Here is a 23,318-nt window from a genome sequence, read left to right on the forward strand (position 1 = left end):
ATAGTAACGTTTTATACTAATGAGTTTGCTAAAATAAAATAAGAGTTTATATTATTTGATAGAAAAACAGAAATGAGGAGGCAGGGAAAATGCCTGAGCAACACACAAAAGGGGATACGAGCACGATTGTGCTAGAAAAAGAAAATGAGCATTTAACGCCCCAAGAATGCGATATTCTTGGCGAAATTGCAAATATATCATTTGGTTCAGCTTCGACTGTATTATCAACAATTTTAAATAGGCAAGTAAGCATTACTGCTCCTCGTATAGAGTTGGTAGATTTATATGATTCAAGAGATGTCGAAGTTCCACATGTTGTATTAAACATTCATTTTACAAAAGGATTAGATATGGAAAACCTTCTTGTCCTTAAGCAAGATGTTGCATTGTCCATTGCTGATTTAATGATGATGGGAACAGGTGAAGTGGAGGACGGAAAAGAACTTGGTGAATTAGAGCTAAGTGCTGTACAAGAAGCGATGAATCAAATGATGGGATTCGCAGCTACATCTATGTCGGAATTCTTCCAAGATACAGTAGATATGTCTCCGCCGACGATTAAAGTTGTAAAGTTATCAGAAGAAATGGAGAAAATCTCTGAAATCGATGGGAATCATACGATTGTTAAAGTATCGTTTGATTTAAAGATAGATAATCTTGTAAACTCTAAACTTGTACAAATTGTTTCAGTTGAGCATGCGAAACAAATGGTAAATAAATTAATGCAATTATCTGGTGGAGTAGAAGAAACAGACGAACCAGCAGAAGTAGTGGAAACTGAGATTGTAGAAGAAGTTGAAAAAGAGCATTTAACACAAGAAGAGAAAGATGTTCTTGGTGAAATTGCAAATATTTCAATTGGTTCCGCTTCAACAGTATTATCAACGCTTTTAAATCAGCCAGTTACAATTAGTACACCAAATGTGGAAGCAATCAATGTTCGTCATTATGATGGAGTACCAGTACCATTTGTTATTTTAAATGTCGACTTTGTTGAAGGGCTAAAGAATGAGAATGTATTCGTATTTACGAAAGATGTCGCCTTAACAATGGTAGATTTAATGATGATGGGAACAGGGGAAGTTGACCCAGAAAAAGAGCTTACTGAATTAGAACTGAGCGGTATTAAAGAAATTATGAACCAAATGATGGGTCATGCTGCTACGGCGATGTCAGAAATGTTTCAAGAAAAAATGGACATGACGCCGCCAAATGTTAAATTTGTAACGTTAAAAGAAGAAATGGAATATTTGGGAGAGTCAATGGAAGTGGACGAACTCGTTCAAATTACGTTCAATCTTGAAATTGGCGATTTGCTTCAATCGAAGATGTATCAAATTTTGCCAATTTCCGAAGCGAAAGAAATGGTAAGGCGACTTCTGTATCCGATGGTGGAAGAAGAAGAGATTGCCACAGAAGAAATTGAAGAAGAAAAAATTGTAGAACCAGTTGTGCAACCTATTGAATTTAAAGAAGTAAAACAAATGGAACCAGTATATATGGACACGTCCATTCTACAAAATGTAGAAATGAACGTGAAATTTGTATTTGGAAGTACAGTGAAAACGATTCAAGATATATTAAGTTTACAAGAAAATGAAGCAGTTGTACTAGATGAGGATATTGATGAACCGATTCGTATTTATGTAAATGATGTATTAGTGGCGTATGGTGAACTTGTAAATGTAGATGGATTTTTTGGAGTAAAAGTGACGAAATCACTATAAGGCATTGAAATAGGAGTTTGAACTAGTAGATGAAAAACGTAAAGTTTTTTCTAATGAGTTGGCTATGCATACATGTGTGCTTGTTCTTCCCCTTGCAAAGTCAGGCTGAGGAACAAATTGAGCCAGATCAAAAAATAAATGAAGTGAATGTACAAGAAGAAAATAAGGAATCTCAAAAATCTTCAGAGCAAGTGGAAACGAAACAAGATGAAGAGAAACAAAAAGAAGCAGAACAAGCAGAACAAGAAGTAGAACAACAAGAAGTAGTAAATAAACAATTGAATGAAAGAAAGATAGAAACAGAACAGGGAATTATTACAGTAAATAAGCCGGAGCTTAAAGTTGGCGAAGAAGTGCGAATTGCTGTAGAACCAAATGGGAAAAACATTCAAAGCATGAAAGGTATATTGCAGTTACAAAAAAATGGCGAGCAATATGCGCAAGAAAGAATACTATCTTTTGAGTATGATGAAGAAACGAAGAGCTGGGTTGCTAACTATAAAGCAGGGGATTTTGATTTGCAAGGTGATTGGAATCTTCAGCTCGTTCAAAGTTACAAAGAGAATGAGAAAGAAGAGATCGTAAAAAATGAAGTGAAAGTCCCGCTCATTCGTATTAAAAATGAAACGCCAACTATAGATAAAGAATTGCCAAAGTTACAGAAAGTTACTATTGATGAAGTAAAAGAGAACTTAGTTGAACGAAAACAGGGAGATTCTATACATATACGAGTAAAAGCGTCAGATATAGAATCGGTTGTAAAAGAAGTGCGCGTTACATTAAAAGGGAAAGAAAATAAAGAGCTTTCGTTTTTATTAGACTACAACAAGCATGATATGGATTGGCAAAAAGTATTTGAAATAACAGAAGCATTGCCGGCTGGGCCATACGAATTACTTGTAGAGATAATAGATGCAGCAGGTAATAAACTTGTTGAAGAAAGTGAATATACCATTTCTGTTTTGGCGCCAAAAAACGAAGATGATAAAAAGATAGAAGAGAAAGAGAAAGAAGAGAAAGAGAAAGAGAAAGAAGATAAATTAGAAGATAAATTAGATAATAAACTAGAAAATGAATTAGAAGATAAGAAAGAAAATGAGAAGCAAAAAGATTTGAAAATCAAAAACCCGCTTCCAGAAGAAAAATTGCCAGTTGTTCAAATTCCGAAGCAAGATGAGAAAGTAAATAAGTTTATAAAAGAACCGTTGAAAGAGAAAGAGGAATTTACTTACGTTATAAAAGAGCCGTTCGAAGACAACAAGGAAGTACATAAGGCGAAGGACCAAAAAGAGAAAAATAACAAACAGGTTGTCTCTAAAAAGAAAGAACAAAAAGAAGAAACGAAAGACAAGGAAGAAGAAAAAGGTGAACAGGGAGTACAAGCTTCGGATGTATTTACTATCATGTCAGGTTTGTTCGTACTGTTTTTAGTTTTAAAGAGTAATAAAGAATGGGGCTAATTATTTCATAGTAGTGGAGGCGCTTAAATGGAGATTAAACGTACGACAATTGAAGATAAGACGCTACAACCATTAAAACAGCCTGCAGCTATTTCGGAACATGAAATCCAGAAAGAACGAAAGCGTAGCAATTTAGTGTTTACTGGACAGTCTAAAATTATTTCGAAAAATAATGAAATAGGTATTTTACTTGCAAGTTTAAGTGATGGAAAGATTATGAAGGAAATGCTTTCTAAAGAGATGGATACAGTGTTACAACTTTTTAAAAAGTTACATACATTATCTCAAGAAGGAAAGCAATCAGAAAAAGTATTTGAACAAGTAATTAGAAGCCTGCAAGGACTTATTAAGCAGGCGCATATAAAAGAACTTCCTTTGTTAGATGGAACATATGATTTTGCTGAAGTACAACTATCATTTGGTAGAAAAGTACATATTCCTTTACTAGATGTAAGTGCACTTATCTCTAGAGTGGAAAGTGATTCTTCAGAAGGAAATATAAATTTGATGGTAACGGTTATTACTGCTTATATAACGAAATTGTCTAACGAAACGATTTTAATTAGCGTTACAGACCGCATTGCTAAAGATCGGGATGTAAGTGTATGGAGAGCGCTTGCGGAAATGAACATGACACAATTATCACAGGCATTGAAACAAACGATGCAAGAACATAAATGGTCTATGACGTTTCTTTTTCTCTTCATATGGATTGTCGGTATTATTTTAATTCGAGTTATGTAAAAAGGTCGTCACTCCATTGTGACGACCTCTTTTATATTTTTTCGTAGAAGAATGTATCAAATCGCTGAAGATTGTAACGTTCGGGTGTTAAAATTTGTTCCGTACTACCAACAAATAGTACACCGCCTTTTCGTAAAGAACGACTAAATTTTTCGTAAAGTTTTACTCTTGCTTCTTCTGTGAAATATATCATTACATTACGACAAATAATCAAATCATAATTTGTATCGAATGACTGCATTAAAAGGTCATGTTGTTTAAACGAGACGTTTTGTTTAATGTTTTGATGCAATGAATATAGATCATTCTCTTTTGTGAAATGACGTTCTTTCAAATCAGTAGGTAATTCCTTTAACGAACGTTCTGTATATTGAGCGCGTTTTGCGGTTTCTAAAATATGAAAATCAAGATCTGTTGCTTGAATTTCAAAACGAAATGGAGCTAGATGCTTTGATAAAATTAAAGAGAGTGTATATGGTTCTTCACCAGCAGCGCAAGCGGCACTCCATACCTTTAATTTTCCGCTATTTTGTTCGAGTAATTTTGGTAGTGCTTTCGACTCTAAAGTTTGCCATCGTTCTTTATTTCTAAAAAACTCTGAAACGTTAATTGTAATATAGTCAATAAAATTTAAAAATAAATTTTGATCAGCGCGTAATTTGTTTAAAAAATTAGTGTAGTTTTCGAAGCCTTTTCTCGAAATGAAAGCATCGATTCTACGGCGCATTCTATCTTGTTTATATGAAGCGATGTCCATATTGAATTGTTGTTTAAAACTCGCGATAAAATGATCATAATCTTGTTCAATTATCATATTTACAATGGGCACAATAATGATATTGTGCCTCCCCCTTTACATCATACGAATTTTTTGTTCAAAGCTTTTTTTTATTTGCTTTTCATGTAATCCTGGTAAATCATAAATGACAGCATCAATACCTGCTTCTTTTGCAACATCGACAGGGATGACAGATGTATGTTTGTCCCCATTATAAAAACAGAGAACTAAATCAGTGTCTTCAATAATTTGTTTAACAAAAAACATATAATCTGATCGGTAAATGGAGTCAGAAGGATGATCAAAAGCAACATATTCGGCTCCGTGTTTTTTTAAGTAATCAACGACTTCTTGAAATTCATCTGTAATTGCTTGCAATGGTTGCAGCGTGTAAAGGCATAAATTTTGAGCGAGTCTTTCATTCTCAACGAAAAAACGAAGAACCTCATTTTCAATAGATTTATAACATAATATGTAAATTTTATGTTTGTGAGCATAGTCAGTTAAAAATTTTTTAATTTCTTCTTGATCTAATGCTGTTAATTGATTTGAACCACAAAGGAAAATATTCATAGAATTGTGCCACCTCATGCTAAATTGTAACATATCTTTTATAAAAAATAACTGCAAAATATTACTGTTCAGAGTATAATTATAAATAACTGGATTTTACGATTAAGTTTAGGAAGAAATAAAAAAATAAATAGGTGATATATATGCTACGTTCTATCTCGCATAATCCAATTTTATCGCATATACCGCCTGCTACTCAAATGCCGAAAGAAGCAAATGTCAGAACAGGACTTGCATTTTCGGATAATTTGCATGCAGATCCGAAAAAAGATAAATTACTAGAACAAATGGAAGCGTTTGTCGATAATATTGGAGAAATTAAAGAGAAAATTGAAATGGAATTAACGCTTGATAATGTAATGGAATACAAAAATACAGTAAAATCATTTTTGAATTTTTACGTGGATAATGTATTGCAGTATAAAGATGTCATGTCTCGTCACCCGCGTTACGGATATTCACAGAAAATGACGATTGTGAAACAGGCAGAAATGGGATTGAATGAATTAGAAGATGTTATGAATTTAATTAATACGAAAACAGGACATTTAGAAATGTTAAATCAAATTGGAGAAATCCATGGTTTAATTGTGAATTTAGTCTTGTAAAAGGAAGGAAGCTATATGTACATACAATTATATGAAAAACTCGTTATTATTCAAAAAGCGTATGAAAATATTCAAGCGCTTGGAGAGCAAATATATGAGAATTTAAAAAATAAAAATGTAAATGCAGTTCAAAAATTGCAAGTAGAGCAATTGCAGTACATTGATGGTTTAAAAGGGTTATCAAGCTCATTAGAAGAAATGGTTGTTCAGTTCTGTAAAGAACAAGGAGTTGAAGCGTTTCGTGTAAGTGCGTTATTTTCGTATTTTTCTCAAGAAGAAATTGAAAAAATGGAAGAATTACAAAAAAACGTAACTGAATTAGAAGAGAATGTAAAAATGATTCTTTTGAAAAATCAATATTACTTAAACGTACTATTAAAAACTACAGAAAGTATTGTGGATTCTGTTTCTGAATATAACTTAGAGCGAAACAATAATTCGCAAATCTTTATGAACGAACTATTGTAAAGGAGAAGTGAAGCTTTATGAGATTATCTGATTATAATACACCGCTATCGGGCATGTTAGCGGCTCAAATGGGGTTACAAACAACGAAACAAAACTTGTCTAACATTCATACACCGGGTTATGTGCGTCAAATGGTGAATTACGGATCTGCTGGAGGGAGTAAAGGGTATGCACCAGAACAAAGAATAGGGTATGGTGTACAAACGTTAGGTGTTGATCGTATTACAGATGAAGTGAAGACAAAGCAATATAATGATCAAATGTCACAGTTCTCTTACTATGCATATATGAACTCTACTTTGTCGCGAGTAGAGTCTATGGTAGGAACGACAGGTAAAAATTCATTATCTAGTTTAATGGATGGGTTTTTCAATGCTTTTCGTGAAGTTGCAAAAAATCCGGAGCAATCAAATTACTACGATACATTAATTGCTGAAACGGGGAAGTTCACAAGTCAAGTAAGTCGTCTTGCGAAAAACTTGGATACAGTGGAAGCACAGACGACAGAAGATATTGAAGCGCATGTTAATGAATTTAATCGACTTGCTGCTAGTTTAGCAGAAGCGAACAAGAAAATTGGACAAGCTGGTACACAAGTACCAAATCAACTATTAGATGAACGTGATCGTATTATGACAGAAATGTCTAAGTATGCAGATATAGAAGTATCGTATGAAGCTACAAATCCTAATATTGCAACTGTTAGGATGAATGGTGTTTTAACTGTAAATGGTCAAGATACATACCCACTTCAATTACAGAAGGATAAAAAGCCAATGTCTGTACAAATATCTGGAACAGATATCCCATTAAGTGGTGGAACAATTTTATCGGCAATTGATACGAAAGCAAAGATTACAAATTATAAAGATAATCTGAATGAGTTTGTAAATTCGTTAAAAAAACAAGTGAATAATACTATGAAGAAAGAGCTTTTTGTAGGAGAAGATGCGAAGAAGCTTGAATTGAATCCTGATTTTATAAAAGATATTTCAAAAATGAAAATTTCGGCTGAAACTGCCAACAACCTTGCGGCTATTACAGATAAAGGCTATAAGGATGGACTTACATATAAGCAAGCCTTAGATCAATTTTTAGTTGGTGTAGCCTCTGATAAAAGTTCAGTAAATGCATATCAAAATATTCATAAGGATTTATTAGAAGGTATCCAGCAAGAAAAGATGAGCATCGAGGGCGTAAATATGGAAGAAGAAATGGTTAATTTAATGGCCTTCCAAAAATACTTCGTGGCGAATTCTAAAGCTATAACTACTATGAATGAAGTGTTTGATAGTTTGTTTTCGATTATTAGATAAGGAGTAGTCATGTATAGTTGGTAATTGGAAATATTTAAGGAGGAGATAGAAATGAGAGTATCTACATTTCAAAATGCAAACTGGGCAAAGAATCAGTTGATGGATTTAAATGTGCAACAGCAATACCACCGAAATCAAGTAACCTCAGGGAAGAAAAACCTTCTTATGAGTGAAGACCCACTTGCAGCAAGTAAATCATTTGCGATTCAACATTCATTGGCAAATATGGAGCAAATGCAGAAAGATATAGCGGATTCAAAAAATGTATTAACACAAACTGAAAATACTTTACAAGGTGTTTTGAAATCTTTAACAAGAGCAGACCAATTAACAGTACAAGCATTAAATGGTACAAATAGTGAAAAAGAATTGCAAGCTATTGGTGCAGAGATTGATCAAATTTTAAAACAAGTCGTATATTTAGCGAATACGAAAGAGCAAGGCCGTTATATTTTCGGTGGTGATAGTGCAGAGAAGCCACCATTTACAGAAGATGGTACATACCAGGGCGGAAAAAATGATGTGAACTGGCAACTAAATGACGGTTATGAATTCAAAGCGTTCCGTAACGGAGAAGCATTATTATCCCCGGTTATAAAAACGTTAAAACAGATGAGCGAAGCGATGCAAAAAGGTGACCAAAAAGCGTTACAACCGTTATTAGGAGAAAATAAGAAAAACTTAGATGGCATCATTAACCGTACAACTGAAGTTGGTTCAACAATGAACACAATGGAGACGTTTAAAACAATTTTAAGTGAACAAAATTTAGCGCTTCAAGAAAATCGTAAAGAAATTGAGGATGTCGATTTAGCGGTCGCAATTTCTGACTTAGCATATATAAATGCAACGTATGAAGCGACGCTTAAAGCAGTTAGTACGATGAGTAAAACGAGTATTTTAGATTACATGTAAATGATAAGGAGTGAAAAATATGGCAGGAACAATATCTGATTATGGTGGCAGACAACAAATATGGAATTTAGGAAATAACATAATAGATACAAAGAAGTTAGTAGATTTAGAGTTACAAGCATTGGAAATGAAAAAATCACCTTATACTACACAAAAACAAACATTAACAAATGAAAAAAATGTGTATGCAAGCATGAAAAAAGAATTTGGAAATCTTGTACAAGTTTTCAAGGATTTATACGCATTTAAAGGTGATGAAAAGAAAACAACTCTATCCAAAGATGGTTTTATAAAAGCACAAGCTGAAGAAGCTGCAATTCCCGGAACATACACGATTACAGTAGAACGAGTAGCTGAAAGACATCAAATAACTACAGCCCCACTTACTCCTTCAAAAACTCTTGAAGGTATGGAGCAAAAATTTAGTTTAGATTTAAAACTTGGAGTAGATGATGTATTTCAGATAAACGGAAAAGAAGTTAAAATCTCAAAAGATATGACGTATAAAGATCTTGTCAATAAGATAAATAATGGGAATTATGGTGCATCAGTATATACATTAGGAGATCAATTATTTTTCACATCGACTATTGCAGGAGAAGCTGGAGAGCTGAAATTAACTGATGGCACCAATGGTTTTTTACAAAATATAGGGTTAGTTACTTCTGCGAAAAATACGGATGGAACGAATGTTGTTGCACATCAAGTGACAGGAGCAATAAATGCTGATTATACAATAAATGGAATAAAAGGAACTAGTAAAACAAATAAGATTGATGCGATTCCAGGATTAACCATTAATTTAGAAAAGGAAACTACAGAGCCAATAAAATTAACTATTGAAGATTCTGATATAAAAAATTCGATAGATTTAATAAAAAAATGAAAGACGAGTATAATAAGGCTGTTAAAAGTTTGGATTTATTTGCTGGGGAAAGTGGAGTGATGCAGGGGAATAATGTGTCATTTGCTATCAATAATGCAATGACAGGTATTTTTAAATTTACCCAAGATGATAAGTATTTATTTTCTTTTGGAATTCAAATTGATAAAAAAGGTAATATGACTCTGGATGAAGAAAAATTAAACACAGCTTTTAAAGAGAATCCGGAATCTACCAAACAATTTTTCTTTGGCTTAAATGGTTTAGGTCATGATACAGAGAAAAAGTTAGACGGGATATTTGGAGATGAAGGAATTATTGGGAAACGTTCTAAAAGTATTGAAAAGCAAGTAACTGATTTAGAGAGAAAAATTCAAGATATTGATACAGTTAATAAGGAAAAACAAAAAACAATTATTGATAAATATGCAAAATTAGAAAGTCAGTTAGCATTGCTTGATAGTCAGTTGAAGACAATTCAAGCAATGACAAAAACAAAAAGTGATGACTAATGAAAGCTGAGGAAGTGATTGTATGCAAGCATGGCAACGTTATATGCAAAATGATATTATGACGAGTAATCCAATTAAAAATACAATATTTATTTATGAAAGGTGTATCATCGAGTTTCGTAAGTTGGAAGAACTTTTAAATACATTCAAAATTCAAGATGGTGATGAACTTCTTGAAAAGTTAGAACGTATATTTGAAGAGTTGAAGCTCCAGTTAAATCCTGATATTACGAAAGATTTATACGATAGTTTATTTGGTTTATACGATTGGATTAGCATTCAAATTCAAGCGATGAAAGTAACGCGTGAAGCGAAAGATATTGATGTAATTGTGAAAGTGTTGCAAGATTTAATAGACGGATACCGTGGAGCGCTTGAAAATGAACAATGATATTTATCGAACGTTTGTCAGCTGTTTTAATGAAATCGGTGAATTGCAAGTGTCAGATGAAGAGTTTGCTGAGAAGAGTGAGATGTTAAATCGCTGGATGATGACATTGGATGAAGAAACGCGTGCGCAAGTTGCGGCAGAAGTAAGCCCATTTATTATTAAGGCAGCACAGCATATTCGAGATAAGCAAAAGATTTTGGAAGAAATGATAATGGCAAATGATGGGCGGATAAAAGCTAATTCATTTTACGGTAAATATTAATAACAAAGTTTGGAAACGGATCCCCCTTTTTAAAAGGGGATCCATTCCTTTGTTTAAATAAAGAATTCCGCTGATTGAGGTTTCACTTTATGACTGTAATGAAAAAAATAGTAGTAATCTAAATGATATAAAAATGAACTTAGTTTGTAGTTCATATGTTGAAATGTTTCATAAATTACTGCTTATATACAGGTTTTTTGTATTCTTTTTTATATTTTTGTATTTTTCTAAAGACAACAATGGAAAAATGGAATAAAATATGTAAGGGTACATAATAGTAAATATTTTAATAAACGCATATAAAAAAATAAATAATGAAGTGAAACTTCCATCAGTGGATCATTCAGTTAGAAAAGGAAGGGTGTGGAATATGCCAGATTTAGTGAGTGATGTAAGCCATTATATGAATTATTTAGTAACGAAACGAAATACTGTTTCTAGTAATATTGCAAATGGGAATACACCTGGCTATAAAGCACAAGATGTAACATTTGCTGAGCAGATGAATAAAAGTAGTGCATTATATAAAAACAATGCGGCTGATTTAAAGAGCAATCCAGATTTATATCAAACGAATAAAATGCACTTACCGACAGTAAATACGAAAAATACATATGCAAAGATTCAAACAAAATCAATGCAAACGAATAAAGACGGAAATAGTGTGGATGTAACGACAGAAATGCTAGATTTAATGAAAGCAAATCAGTTATACGGTATTTCAATTAATGCAATTAATACACAATATGCAATTAACCAAGCGGCACGCGGACGTTAAAAGTAGAAGGAGAGACAACGGATGTTTCAGGCAATTAATGCAAGTGGCTCAGGGCTAACGACAGCGAGAAAGTGGATGGAAGTTACTTCTAACAATATTGTAAATGCAAATACGACGGCGGCTCCGGGGGCAGATTTATATGAGCGTCGTAGTGTGGTGCTAGAATCAAACAATAGTTTTGCAAGTATGTTAGATGGGGCTCCTACCAATGGAGTGAAAATAAAAAGTATTGAAGCAGACAAAACGGAAAATTTAGTGTATGATCCGACGCATCCGCACGCAAATGAAGAAGGATATGTACGTTATCCTAATATTGATGTAACTGCTGAAATGACGAATGTAATGGTTGCTCAAAAAATGTATGAAGCGAATACGAGTGTATTAAATGCGAATAAAAAAATGCTTGATAAAGATTTAGAAATCGGCCGAGGATAAGGGGGAAGATACTAATATGAAAATTCAACCAATGTTACATACACAACCATTTGGAGCAATTCAGTCAATTGGTGCACCGAAAACTTCTCAAACATCTGTAGTTGAGGGAAAAAAGTTTATTGATTTATTGGAAGATATGAATCAAACGCAAAACAATGCGCAAACAGCAGTATATAATTTATTAACTAAAGGGGTAGGAGAAACACATGACGTTTTAATTCAGCAAAAGAAAGCTGAGTCTCAAATGAAAACGGCTGCTCTCGTACGTGATAATCTTATTGAAAATTATAAGTCACTTATTAATATGCAAATTTAGGAAAGTGGACGGGTGTGTTTAAATGGAAAAGATGAAAAATGTTATCCAATCGTTAAAAACGTGGCATAAGTTAGTAATTGGTGCTGCGCTTTTAGCGATTGTAACAGGAGCACTTTTATACTTCACCTTGCCAGATAAATATGTTGTTGTATATCAAAATTTAAATGATACAGATAAACAAGAGATTACAGCAGAATTATCGAAGTTAGGTGTCGATTATCAATTAGCGGCCGATGGTTCGATTCGTGTACAAAAGAATGATGCTCCATGGGTTCGAAAAGAAATGAATGGGATGGGCTTACCGTTTAATTCGAAAAGCGGTGAGGAAATTTTATTAGAAAGCTCGCTCGGTTCAAGTGAGCAAGATAAAAAAATGAAGCAAATTGTCGGTACGAAGAAGCAATTGGAGCAAGATATTGTAAGAAACTTTGCGACAGTTGAAACGGCAAATGTTCAAATTACATTGCCTGAAAAAGAGACGATTTTTGATGAAGAAAAAGCAAAAGGAACAGCGGCGATTACGGTTGGAGTGAAGCGTGGACAATTGTTAACAGCTGATCAAGTTGCGGGTATACAGCAAATGATTAGTGCAGCGGTTCCTGGTGTGAAAGCAGAAGAAGTAAGTGTTATTGATAGTAAAAAAGGTGTTATCTCAAAAGGAGCAGATGAAGCACATTCTAGTAGTTCCTCTTCTTATGAGAAAGAAGTAGAGATGCAGCACCAACTTGAAGGTAAATTAAAGCAAGACATTGATGCAACGTTAATGACGATGTTTAAACCGAATGAATATAAAGTGAATACGAAAGTATCTGTAAACTACGATGAAGTTACACGTCAGTCAGAGAAGTATGGTGATAAAGGTGTACTTCGTAGTAAACAAGAGCAAGAGGAAAGCTCTACTGCGCAAGAAGGGGCAGATACGAAGCAAGGTGCTGGTATTACAGCTAACGGTGAAGTGCCAAACTACGGTACGAACAATAATCAAAATGGTAAAGTTGTCTACGATAATAAAAATGGCAACAAAATTGAAAATTATGAAATAGATAAAACAGTTGAAACAATTAAGAAACACCCAGAATTAACGAAAACGAATGTTGTTGTATGGGTAGATAATGATACGTTAGTAAAACGTAGAATTGATATGACAACTTTTAAAGAAGCAATCGGAACAGCGGCAGGACTTCAAGCTGATCCGAACGGTAACTTTATAAATGGTCAAGTTAACGTTGTAACTGTTCAGTTCGATCAGCCGAAAGCCGAAAAAGAGAAAGAGCCAGAAAAAAGTGGTATGAACTGGTGGTTATTCGGTGGAATTACAGCTGGCTTATTAGCAATCGGTGGTCTAGTATGGTTCTTATTAGCAAGACGTAAGAGAAAGAAAGAAGAAGAGGAATATGAAGAATACTTAGCAGAAGAGGAAATTGCTGCAAGTAATGAAAGTATCTTGGAAATTCCTGAAGAAAAAATAGTGCCAGAGCCAAAAGCTGAACCAGAAGAACCGAAAGAACCAACGTTAGATGAACAAGTGCAGGATGCTACGAAAGAACATGTAGAAGGAACTGCAAAAGTAATTAAAAAATGGTTAAACGGACAGTAAGGGAGGAACAACGATGTTAGATGAAATCTCCTCCAAAGAAAAAGCTGCCATCCTTATTCGTACATTAGAAGAAGGGGTGGCAGCAAAAGTCATTGAATATATGACAGCTGAGGAAAAAGAAGTATTACTTCGTGAAATCGCAAAGTTTCGTGTATACAAACCAGAAACGTTAGAAAATGTACTAGGAGAGTTCTTATATGAACTAAATGTAAAAGAATTGAACTTAGTCACTCCAGATAAAGAATACATTCGTCGCATATTTAAAAACATGCCAGAAGACGAACTGGAAAAATTATTGGAAGATCTTTGGTATAACAAAGATAATCCGTTTGAGTTCTTAAATTCACTTACAGATTTAGAGCCACTTCTTACAGTGCTTAATGATGAGTCACCACAAACAATTGCAATTATCGCTTCTTATATTAAACCGCAACTTGCGTCTCAATTAATTGAGAGATTGCCAGATCATAAGCGCGTTGAAACGGTAATGGGTATAGCGAAACTAGAACAAGTTGATGGTGAGTTAATTAATCAAATTGGTGAGTTGTTAAAATCGAAATTAAATAATATGGCATTTAGTGCAATTAATAAAACTGATGGCTTGAAAACAATCGTAAATATTTTAAATAATGTTTCACGAGGTGTTGAAAAAACAGTCTTTCAAAAGCTGGATGAAGTCGATTATGAGTTATCTGAGAAAATTAAAGAAAATATGTTTGTCTTTGAAGACTTACTTGGTCTTGAAGATCTTGCGCTTCGCCGTGTATTAGAAGAAATTACAGATAACGGTGTTCTTGCGAAAGCACTTAAAATTGCAAAAGAAGAAATTAAAGAGAAATTATTTACATGTATGTCTTCAAACCGTAAAGAGATGATTCTAGAAGAATTAGATGGCTTAGGACCGCTTAAGATGACGGATGCTGAAAAAGCGCAGCAAACGATCACTGGTACAGTGAAAAAGCTAGAGAAAGAAGGAAGAATTATCGTTCAAAGAGGTGAAGAGGATGTCCTTATTTAAAAACAGAATTCCGAAGAATTCTGTTTCTTTTTCTGAAGAAACGTATGAATTACAATTTCCAAAACCAGCTTCAGTTCAAATAGAAGAGGAAGAATTACAAGCTGATCATGCAGAACTTCGCGCCCAGCAAGAATCGTTACATATGGAAATGAATCAGCTAAGGCAAGAGAAGCAAATGCTAGAACGAGAGCGGCAGCAGTTATTACAAGATAAAGAACAATTTCAAATGCATATTCATGAGCAAATGGAACAGATGGAAGCAGCGCGTGTGCAATTTCAAGAAGAACAACAAGAAACAGCATATGAATGGACAGAGTTATTATGGGATCAATCTTTTCATCTAGCAGAAAAAATCGTGAATCAAGCGGTAGATTCACGATTGCTTGATGTGTTACCTATTTTAACTGGCATCGTGCAAACATTGCCAACTTCGTTTGAAAAATTAATCATTACAGTACATCCAGAAACGTTTGAACGTATTCAAGAAGAGAAGGAAAATACGAAAGAATATTGGTTACTACAATTAGTAGAATGGAAATATGATTTCTCCCTGCAGTTTGGTGAATTTGTTCTGGAAGAAGAGAAAGAGTTCTTTGAATTTAAATTTGCACCTATATTTGCGAAACTTCGTCAGAAATGGGAAGAAGAGAAGTTATTTGAGGAGCAAAATGTATGAGCCGCCTGTTAATGAATGAGAACGAAAAATGGAATAAGTTCATTGAAACACCGCTGTATACGAAAGTAGGCAAAGTTCATAGTGTACAAGAACAGTTTTTCGTAGCAAAAGGGCCGAAAGCGAAGATTGGTGATGTTTGCTTCGTTGGAGAACATAACGTCTTATGTGAAGTGATTGCCATTGAAAAGGAAAATAATATGCTTCTTCCATTTGAACAGACAGAAAAAGTATGTTATGGAGATTCAGTGACATTAGTTTCAGAAGATGTTGTTGTACCACGTGGTAATCACTTGCTCGGAAAAGTGTTAAGTGCAAATGGTGAAGTGTTAAATGAGGAAGCTGAAAACATTCCATTACAGAAAATAAAACTAGATGCACCACCTATACATGCATTTGAACGTGAAGAGATTACCGATGTATTTGAAACAGGAATAAAATCAATTGATTCTATGCTAACAATTGGTATCGGTCAAAAGATTGGTATTTTTGCTGGGTCAGGTGTTGGTAAATCAACTTTACTTGGAATGATAGCAAAAAATGCAAAAGCTGATATAAACGTTATTAGTTTAGTAGGGGAACGTGGCCGGGAAGTAAAAGACTTTATTCGAAAAGAGTTAGGCGAGGAAGGTATGCGAAAAAGCGTCGTTGTTGTAGCGACGTCAGATGAAAGTCATCTTATGCAACTTCGTGCAGCGAAACTCGCAACGTCTATTGCTGAATACTTCCGTGATCAAGGTAATAACGTATTACTTATGATGGACTCTGTTACTCGTTTTGCCGATGCACGAAGAAGTGTTGATATTGCTGTTAAAGAGTTACCGATTGGTGGTAAAACACTGTTAATGGAAAGTTATATGAAGAAGTTGTTAGAGCGGTCCGGAAAAACACAAAAGGGATCTATAACAGGTATTTATACGGTGCTTGTTGATGGGGATGATTTAAATGGTCCTGTACCAGATTTAGCACGTGGTATTTTAGATGGACATATCGTATTAAAGCGTGAGCTTGCAACGCTTAGTCATTATCCTGCAATTTCAGTATTAGATTCAGTAAGTAGGATTATGGAAGAAATTGTTTCGCCACATCATTGGCAACTTGCAAATGAAATGAGAAAGATTTTATCAATTTATAAAGAAAATGAATTGTATTTTAAGCTAGGAACGATTCAACAAAATGAAGAAAATGCTTATATTTTTGAATGTAAAAATAAAGTAGAAGGCATAAATACATTTTTAAAGCAAGGTCGATCGGATAGTTTCCAATTTGATGATATCGTTGAAGCGATACAGCATATAGTATAAGGCCTCTGCCCAAGAGGTCTTATTTTTTTGTTTTTTAATATTTCACAGATTTTTTTGGGAAAAAACTATATAATAGAAAAAGAGAACGTTATAATAGAAAGGGGCTATGAAAACAGGTGGATAAACAGCAGTACGACACAATAAAATTGCAAATAAACCAAGAAAAAGAACATATTTTAAAAGAAGTGTATGAATTAACAGCTGAAAAAAGAAAAATAGAACAAAAAAAAGAATATGATTTATATGTTGTGAAATCGCGTAGTAAAGTCGTACAAACTGGGCAACGTATTATGGCTGGCATGCTTTCTTCACATACGTTTTCACCTGAAAGAATAGAAGAATGGAATCGAAAAATTAAAAAAACGGAAGGTTTTATTCAAAAAAATGAAAGCCTTTTAGAGCAAGTAAAAGAAAAAGAACGTGTCATTGATGAGATGTATCAAGAAGATTGCAAAAAGCTTGCGAAAGCACAAGAAAAGCTGGAAGAAAAAATGCTTCTGGATTTGAAAATGTGTATGAATGGATGAGGTGAATGTAGTGATACAGTCTGTATTACCGGTGCAACAAAGTTTACCTCCGCAAAAAGAAAAAGGGCTAGAAGTACAATCAAAAAATGAAGATTCTTCATTCGATCGTACGATGAGAATGGAAAATAAAAAACAGCCGCAAACGGAGAAAACGAAACGAGAAGAAGCACCAAAAGAAGAGAGAAAAGATTATATTCTTTCTAAAAAATCGGTAACGGAAGAAGAACCTATTGTAAAGAAAGAAGAAAAAAAAGAGACAGAACAGTTGTTATTAGCTGTATCTGAGCAAATGGTTGCAATTGAGCAATTACATGTGCAGCCGGAATTGTTATATCAATACATACAAAAAATACAAGAGCTATATAAAGAATATGGCAATATTAAACTTAATGAATTACCTGCAGCTGAATTACAACAATTACAAGAACTTCTTTCAAATATGAATATCAAAAATGCTATATGTTTAGAAGATACAATACAAATGGTATTAGACAAAATGAAGATGCCAGAGCAAGCGATGCAAGCATTGAAGGTTGTAGAAACAGAAACTTGTAATATTGCAAAGGAACAAGAAGAGTTTAAAGAAGTAGATCTTCCGAAACTTGAGAGCGATGATGCAAAGGTAGAGTTGCCAGAAGGTGATGCATTAAACGATTCGAGCTCTGCAGGTGCAGAGTTATTAAATAAAACGACGAGTACCGAACAAATAGGGAAATCAAATAGTGGTGCTGAGAAAGTTTCATTACCTGACTTAGGAAAGAAAATGGAAGCGCAAGTAGAAGCGCTGCAAAAATTTGTAGTGAAACAAGAACGTGTTTTATTCCAGTTAAATCCAGAAAAACTTGGTACATTAACAGTGTTTATGAAAAAACACGGAGATCAAATTGACGTTCACGTAGAAATGGAAAAACACGATGCGAAAAAACGTGTTGAAATCATTTTTGATGAATTGAGATTAAAGTTAAAAGAAAAAGAAATCAATATTCAAATTAGCTATTCAGATAAAGATGAAAATCGCAAAGAACAGCGAGAACAAGAGCAAAGGCAAAAACAGAAATTAGCAAATACAAATCATGAAAAACAACAATCAACAGAATTTGCGGGATTATTGGAGGAATAAAGCGTGCCAACAGTTGGATTAAATACAACGAGTACAAATCATATTCCGTTACAAGCAGGAGCGCAAAAAAGTAATGTACCTGTTAATGGTGTACAATCGCCAGTGCAACAAACAAACGGAGTATCAGCAAGTAATCAAAAAACACCCGGTATTATGGATAAAGATGATTTCCTGAAACTTTTTTTAGCAAGCTTTCAACATCAAGACCCGTTTAATGCGATGGATATGAACCAAATGATGAATCAAACGGCTCAACTATCGCTTATGGAGCAAGTACAAAATATGACAAAAGCAGTAGATAAACTACAATCAACGATGTATACGACAGCTCTTGATGGAGGGATGAAATTTTTAGGAAAGTATGTTAGAGGTATAAACAATAAGGGAGAGCAAGTGACTGGTCAAGTGGAAACAGTTCGACTTGCCGAAAATAACGATGTACAACTTATTGTTGATAATCAAGTTGTCTCACTTCGTTTTGTAGAAAGGGTTTCAGATAAACCGATAGCAGAAACAAATCCAGAAGATGAGAAGAAAGATGATATAGAAAAAAATGAAGAGGTTAAGCAAAATTAATAAAAGGAGTGTATATAGATTATGATTAAAGCGTTATATACGAGTATTACAGGGATGAATGCGGCACAAAATGCATTAAGTGTTACTTCAAATAATATTGCAAATGCACAAACAGTTGGATATAAAAAGCAAAAAGCTATTTTTGATGATCTGCTATATAATAATACGGTTGGTTCACGTGGGGATGGTGCTTATGCTGGCACGAATCCAAAGAGTATTGGTAACGGTGTAAAGTTTAGTGGGACATCTACAGATTTTAGTGATGGTTCTCTTACTTTAACTAGTGATAAGATGGAGACAGCCATAGAGGGAAAGGGTTTATTTTTAGTTGGTGATCGTAATAGTGGAAATGTAGAGTATACGAGAAAAGGGTCTTTCGGTGTATCGAAAGATAACTATGTTACAAATACAAGTGGACAGTATGTGCTAGGTTATGGTGTGAAAACAGGAACACAAGAAATAGATTTTTCTTCACGACCAAGTCCAATTCATATTCCAATGGGATCAGCTGTTGGTGGGATTCAAACAGATAAAGCAACAATAGGTGGAAACCTTCCTAGAAATCAAAATGCATTATCTCATGAATTCACAGTTTTTGATGAGGAAGGAAACTCGTTAACGTTACGTGTAAATATTAAACAAAAGACTACAAAAGAGACTGTAGATGGAAAAGAAGTTGAAAAGCCTGTGCCAGGTGAATATACATATACAGTTTCTGTAAGAAATGATTCTAAAAACGAAAAAGAGTTTAAGCCTGTTGAAGGCATGACGGGTGAAAAAAATCTTAAATTTGATACATTAGGAAATCTAAAAGAGACAGATGAGTCTGTACAAAAAAATCCAGTAACTGGTGAAATTACTAAAGGTGGAACAGTTAAAATTCCTTTTGGTAAGGGACTGACACTGGACTTAAGTGGTTTAACAAATTATCCGACAGGGAAAACTATTTCTACAACAGAAGTAACGGGGCGTCCAGCTGCAATTGCAAATGACTATTCAATTTCTGACGGTGGTTTCGTTATGATGACATATTCGGATGGTAGTATGAAGGTTGTAGGACAACTAGCTGTAGCTACATTCCCTAATTCAGGTGGATTAATGAAAACTGGGAATGGCAATTACATTGCCACACCATCAGCAGGGATTCCAGGGATAGGTGTTGCTGGTGAGAATGGTGCAGGTAATGTAAGGGGGTCAGCAAAAGAAAGTTCAAACGTAGATTTATCTGCAGAATTCGTTGACTTAATGCTATATCAACGTGGATTCCAAGGAAATGCGAAAGTAATTAAAGTGTCAGATGAAGTATTAAATGAAGTTGTAAACTTAATTCGATAATATATTATAAAGAAAGATTGTAATGTAGTAGAAAGGGTTTTTATTCGTATGACAAGACAAGAACGAATTTTACAATTGCCATTTTTCGAAAATAAACGTGAACTTGCTGAGCAAGTGCTAAAAATGGAACGAGAAGAGCATGTATATTTACCAGATCAATTTGAAATTAAGCAAGTACCACCGTATTCATTTGGCGAAAAACAAGCAATCATTGGCCGTATCCATGAGTTTTATTTCATAAGTGTTGGTAGCGATAGCGTTTGGAAGTATCAACTGTTTAAGGATGAGATGAAGTGTCGTGAGTTTTTTGTTATGTTGCCAAATATTACGAATCAGCAGATAGCGTTTTGGTTTAATAACATAGAGTTATTGAAAGGTTCTTAAAAGCACTTTTTAGGTTTTGAGAGAGGACCTGGCGATGTTTTGGAGCGGTTAGTGCCTAATAGAGTCCCGACCGATGTGTAAGACCAGAGATATGTAGCGTTATAGAGTAGTGTGGTAGTGTAAGAAGTGGTAATATAAAATAGTTTTAAGTTAATTTAAGGTAGTTGTATATACAATTAGACTGAATTTCTATAAAAGGAGAGGTGAGGAGGATGGCGCAAAATAAGTATCGCGTTACATTCATTTCGCCGAGTGAGGTTGAGCAGCGGACTGTAATGGCGGCGAATAGTTTGCCAGATTTAATTCGTAAAGTAGAAAGTATTATCGCAGATCAGAATGGTTATTTTGTAAATGATAAAAAAATAATTGCTATTTTAAAGTGATTAAAGAAAATGTTACGTTTATTCAATATGAGTTACTATTTTCGGATAAGGAAATTCATATTGAAAAATTAAAACATATAGCACCGGTAGTATTAAAACGATTATTCGAAAAAATAAATGACCCGGAATTATATGCACTCGCGCTACTTGATGTTGATATAGCAACGAAAGAATATGTGCTAGCAGAAATGAATTCTGAGCTGAGAATAAGAGTAGAGACGGAGCTTTCGAAAAAATGGGAAGCAATGCCGACGGAAATTGTAGGAGCACAAGAAGTGTTATTAGAGGCACTTGCTTCGTTTATACAAGATTAATTGTTTTTTAATAAAATGAATCAATCGACTATCTATATTTTTTATATAGGTAGTTGACTTTTTCGGTTTTGTAAAGCTTAATAATTAGATATACGGAATTAATGGAAGGGGAGCGACACCTTTATGTCACAAGCACAAAGTATTTTATTAGAAAGCGGAACAAATGAATTAGAGATTGTTACGTATACTGTTGGTGAAAACCTATTTAGTATTAATGTAATGAAAGTACGTGAAATCATTAATCCATTCCCTGTTACAACTGTGCCAGAATCTCATCATGCAGTTGAAGGTGTTGTTCAAGTACGTGGTGAAATCTTACCTGTTATTAACTTGGCAATGGCTCTTAATTTAAAGTCAACAAAGCCACTTGATCAAACGAAATTTATCATCTCAGAATTAAATCAAATGAAAGTTATTTTCCGCGTTGATGAAGTGCATCGTATTCAACGTATTTCGTGGGAACAAATTGATGAACCAGCTTCATTATCTATGGGACTAGAAGAAACGACATCTGGTATTGTAAAACTAGATGGCAAAATCATCTTACTATTAGATTATGAAAAAATTGTATGTGAAATTAGCGGCACTGGTTATGACAATAAATCAATTGCAGGATTAGAACAAAAAACAGATCGAGCTGAAAAAGTAATTTACATTGCAGAAGATTCAGCGATGCTTCGCCAAATATTAGAAGAAACATTATCATCAGCTGGATATACGAAAATGAACTTCTTCAGCAATGGTGCAGAAGCGTTAGCGCAAATTGAAAAATTAGCGAAAGAGCAAGGTGAAAAAATGTTTGAACATATTCACTTGCTTATTACAGATATTGAGATGCCAAAAATGGATGGACATCATTTAACGAAAGTGGTTAAGGATAGTGAAGTAATGGATCGTTTACCGGTTATTATTTTCTCTTCTTTAATTACGAATGAGTTGTTCCATAAAGGTGAGGCTGTAGGGGCGAATGCTCAAGTAAGTAAGCCGGATATTCAAGAATTAATTGGTCTTGTTGATAAGTTAGTTTTATAAGGAAATATGTGATTATTTGGAATTTATTTAAGTGTAAGAAGGTAGTCAATTCATATATATGATTGATTACCTTCTTTGATTGGTTTATATATTTAAAATTAAGTGTTACAGTTTTAATATATATTTTTATGATGAGAAAGTACTTAAAAATAAAAAAATCTACTAGCATATTTTTTAAAAAAGTAAGATAATATAACCTGTTAATATCTAATTATCTAATTATCCAATTATCGTTTTATTAAAACAGGAGGAATTATAATGAAAAAAAATAAAAATTCTAAATTTTTAACGAGTATTTGTGTGAGTTCAGCTTTGATGATTTCTGCTACATCCCCATCTATTACAGCTTTAGCAGCAGGTAATCCATCCATAGCTCCAGCGACTTCAGCTATTAAGGTTGAAAATAAAAAAACGGGCGATACAGATACGATTTCAGTTGGTAATTTAGAACCTGGAGATATTGTAAAAATATACAATGCGATTAAAGAAGAGAAGACATTGGCTACAGCAACAGTTGGAGAGAATAGTAAAGAAGGAACAATTACCAAAACAGATTTATTAACAGCAACAGGTGGTACAGTATACGTAACAGTTACTAAGGCAGGAAAAGAAGAAAGTACACGTGTGGCTGTAAAGTATGCAGCTGAGCCAGTAACAAAAGCGCCAGTGGCAGGAGCAATCACAGTAGTGAATAATAAAACTGGTGTGAAAGATGTAGTGACAGTGACAGGAGTTAAAACAGGCGACGTAGTCAAAGTATACGACGCAGCAACAAAAGGAACGGAACTAGGAACAGCAACAGTGGGAGAAAATGCGGTAGAAGCAAAAATAGAAATTGATCAAATCGCAAAAGACGCAAAAACAAAAGGAAATGTATACGTAAGTGTAC

At 34.1% G+C, this 23,318-nt stretch carries 24 protein-coding genes and 3 pseudogenes; 25 read left to right on the plus strand and 2 right to left on the minus strand.

Annotation, left to right across the window (positions count from 1 at the left end; all coding sequences use genetic code 11):
• Positions 1 to 89: 89 nt before the first annotated feature.
• From EBQ15_RS15980 to EBQ15_RS15990, 3 genes are read left to right on the plus strand one after another with little or no spacing between them, the layout of a single operon-like run.
• Positions 90 to 1,727, plus strand: coding sequence for a flagellar motor switch protein (locus tag EBQ15_RS15980; RefSeq protein ID WP_001115014.1), 1,638 nt, complete (start codon positions 90 to 92; stop codon positions 1,725 to 1,727).
• 29 nt (positions 1,728 to 1,756) lie between these two features.
• The gene (locus EBQ15_RS15985) at positions 1,757 to 3,187 is read left to right on the plus strand and encodes a hypothetical protein (protein ID WP_000800066.1); all 1,431 of its coding nucleotides are present in this window, start codon (positions 1,757 to 1,759) and stop codon (positions 3,185 to 3,187) included.
• Positions 3,188 to 3,214: 27 nt separating this feature from the next.
• A complete protein-coding gene (locus tag EBQ15_RS15990) occupies positions 3,215 to 3,931 on the plus strand; it encodes a hypothetical protein (protein ID WP_000403967.1) in 717 nt (238 codons plus the stop codon).
• Between the two features lie 31 nt (positions 3,932 to 3,962).
• Here the strand turns inward: EBQ15_RS15990 and EBQ15_RS15995 are convergent, their stop codons facing one another.
• Together EBQ15_RS15995 and EBQ15_RS16000 are read right to left on the minus strand one after the other, a co-directional pair.
• Entirely contained in the window at positions 3,963 to 4,745 is a 783-nt protein-coding gene (locus EBQ15_RS15995; RefSeq protein WP_000582873.1) for a CheR family methyltransferase, read from the minus strand.
• A 39-nt stretch (positions 4,746 to 4,784) separates the two neighbouring features.
• Positions 4,785 to 5,282, minus strand: coding sequence for a flagellar motor switch protein FliG (locus EBQ15_RS16000; protein WP_001020109.1), 498 nt, complete (start codon positions 5,280 to 5,282; stop codon positions 4,785 to 4,787).
• A gap of 143 nt (positions 5,283 to 5,425) precedes the next feature.
• Here EBQ15_RS16000 and EBQ15_RS16005 point away from each other — a divergent pair, with 143 nt between their 5' ends.
• The 22 genes and pseudogenes from EBQ15_RS16005 to EBQ15_RS16110 form a co-directional block, all read left to right on the plus strand.
• Complete coding sequence (locus EBQ15_RS16005) at positions 5,426 to 5,890, plus strand: YaaR family protein (RefSeq protein ID WP_000946323.1); 465 nt, start codon at positions 5,426 to 5,428, stop codon at positions 5,888 to 5,890.
• Positions 5,891 to 5,905: 15 nt separating this feature from the next.
• Entirely contained in the window at positions 5,906 to 6,358 is a 453-nt protein-coding gene (locus EBQ15_RS16010) for a hypothetical protein (protein ID WP_000275881.1), read from the plus strand.
• A gap of 17 nt (positions 6,359 to 6,375) precedes the next feature.
• On the plus strand, positions 6,376 to 7,674 hold the full coding sequence (flgK, locus tag EBQ15_RS16015) for a flagellar hook-associated protein FlgK (protein ID WP_001239700.1): 1,299 nt from the start codon (positions 6,376 to 6,378) through the stop codon (positions 7,672 to 7,674).
• Positions 7,675 to 7,725: 51 nt separating this feature from the next.
• Positions 7,726 to 8,589 carry a flagellar hook-associated protein 3 gene (locus EBQ15_RS16020; protein ID WP_001266406.1) on the plus strand — a complete coding sequence of 288 codons (864 nt, stop codon included), beginning with the start codon at positions 7,726 to 7,728 and terminating at the stop codon, positions 8,587 to 8,589.
• Positions 8,590 to 8,608: 19 nt separating this feature from the next.
• Positions 8,609 to 9,984, plus strand: a pseudogene (locus tag EBQ15_RS16025) (flagellar hook-associated protein 2).
• A gap of 22 nt (positions 9,985 to 10,006) precedes the next feature.
• A complete protein-coding gene (locus EBQ15_RS16030) occupies positions 10,007 to 10,375 on the plus strand; it encodes a flagellar export chaperone FliS (RefSeq protein ID WP_001149503.1) in 369 nt (122 codons plus the stop codon).
• Positions 10,365 to 10,637, plus strand: a complete 273-nt coding sequence (locus EBQ15_RS16035; RefSeq protein ID WP_001058086.1) for a hypothetical protein — start codon at positions 10,365 to 10,367, stop codon at positions 10,635 to 10,637. The genes EBQ15_RS16030 and EBQ15_RS16035 overlap by 11 nt, the downstream gene beginning before the upstream one ends.
• A gap of 370 nt (positions 10,638 to 11,007) precedes the next feature.
• A complete protein-coding gene (flgB, locus tag EBQ15_RS16040; protein WP_001113115.1) occupies positions 11,008 to 11,415 on the plus strand; it encodes a flagellar basal body rod protein FlgB in 408 nt (135 codons plus the stop codon).
• Positions 11,416 to 11,436: 21 nt separating this feature from the next.
• Positions 11,437 to 11,850, plus strand: a complete 414-nt coding sequence (flgC, locus tag EBQ15_RS16045) for a flagellar basal body rod protein FlgC (protein WP_000484680.1) — start codon at positions 11,437 to 11,439, stop codon at positions 11,848 to 11,850.
• Between the two features lie 16 nt (positions 11,851 to 11,866).
• Positions 11,867 to 12,166 carry a flagellar hook-basal body complex protein FliE gene (gene fliE / locus EBQ15_RS16050; RefSeq protein ID WP_000701673.1) on the plus strand — a complete coding sequence of 100 codons (300 nt, stop codon included), beginning with the start codon at positions 11,867 to 11,869 and terminating at the stop codon, positions 12,164 to 12,166.
• Between the two features lie 22 nt (positions 12,167 to 12,188).
• Positions 12,189 to 13,763 (plus strand): flagellar M-ring protein FliF C-terminal domain-containing protein, encoded by a 1,575-nt coding sequence (locus EBQ15_RS16055; protein WP_000413952.1) that lies wholly within the window; start codon positions 12,189 to 12,191, stop codon positions 13,761 to 13,763.
• A 13-nt stretch (positions 13,764 to 13,776) separates the two neighbouring features.
• Entirely contained in the window at positions 13,777 to 14,781 is a 1,005-nt protein-coding gene (gene fliG, locus EBQ15_RS16060) for a flagellar motor switch protein FliG (protein WP_000883364.1), read from the plus strand.
• Positions 14,768 to 15,457 (plus strand): FliH/SctL family protein, encoded by a 690-nt coding sequence (locus EBQ15_RS16065; protein ID WP_000051689.1) that lies wholly within the window; start codon positions 14,768 to 14,770, stop codon positions 15,455 to 15,457. Before fliG ends, EBQ15_RS16065 begins: the two co-directional genes overlap by 14 nt.
• Positions 15,454 to 16,758: a flagellar protein export ATPase FliI gene (gene fliI, locus EBQ15_RS16070; RefSeq protein ID WP_000088695.1), complete on the plus strand. Its 1,305-nt coding sequence runs from the start codon at positions 15,454 to 15,456 to the stop codon at positions 16,756 to 16,758. Before EBQ15_RS16065 ends, fliI begins: the two co-directional genes overlap by 4 nt.
• 116 nt (positions 16,759 to 16,874) lie before the next feature.
• Positions 16,875 to 17,285 carry a hypothetical protein gene (locus EBQ15_RS16075; RefSeq protein WP_000360855.1) on the plus strand — a complete coding sequence of 137 codons (411 nt, stop codon included), beginning with the start codon at positions 16,875 to 16,877 and terminating at the stop codon, positions 17,283 to 17,285.
• A 10-nt stretch (positions 17,286 to 17,295) separates the two neighbouring features.
• Positions 17,296 to 18,405 carry a flagellar hook-length control protein FliK gene (locus EBQ15_RS16080; RefSeq protein WP_000616452.1) on the plus strand — a complete coding sequence of 370 codons (1,110 nt, stop codon included), beginning with the start codon at positions 17,296 to 17,298 and terminating at the stop codon, positions 18,403 to 18,405.
• 3 nt (positions 18,406 to 18,408) lie between these two features.
• A complete protein-coding gene (locus EBQ15_RS16085) occupies positions 18,409 to 18,981 on the plus strand; it encodes a flagellar hook assembly protein FlgD (RefSeq protein ID WP_001143464.1) in 573 nt (190 codons plus the stop codon).
• A 21-nt stretch (positions 18,982 to 19,002) separates the two neighbouring features.
• Positions 19,003 to 20,316 (plus strand): flagellar hook protein FlgE, encoded by a 1,314-nt coding sequence (gene flgE / locus EBQ15_RS16090; protein ID WP_000588312.1) that lies wholly within the window; start codon positions 19,003 to 19,005, stop codon positions 20,314 to 20,316.
• Between the two features lie 48 nt (positions 20,317 to 20,364).
• On the plus strand, positions 20,365 to 20,700 hold the full coding sequence (locus EBQ15_RS16095; RefSeq protein ID WP_000198179.1) for a DUF3964 family protein: 336 nt from the start codon (positions 20,365 to 20,367) through the stop codon (positions 20,698 to 20,700).
• 212 nt (positions 20,701 to 20,912) lie between these two features.
• A pseudogene (locus tag EBQ15_RS16100) lies at positions 20,913 to 21,397 on the plus strand (LysR family transcriptional regulator).
• 123 nt (positions 21,398 to 21,520) lie between these two features.
• Positions 21,521 to 22,429, plus strand: a complete 909-nt coding sequence (locus EBQ15_RS16105) for a chemotaxis protein (protein WP_000075942.1) — start codon at positions 21,521 to 21,523, stop codon at positions 22,427 to 22,429.
• 258 nt (positions 22,430 to 22,687) lie between these two features.
• Positions 22,688 to 23,318 (plus strand): annotated as a pseudogene (locus EBQ15_RS16110) (hypothetical protein); the annotation flags it as partial.

The organism is Bacillus sp. 2D03, from assembly GCF_003946765.1.
Taxonomy (GTDB): domain Bacteria; phylum Bacillota; class Bacilli; order Bacillales; family Bacillaceae_G; genus Bacillus_A; species Bacillus_A cereus.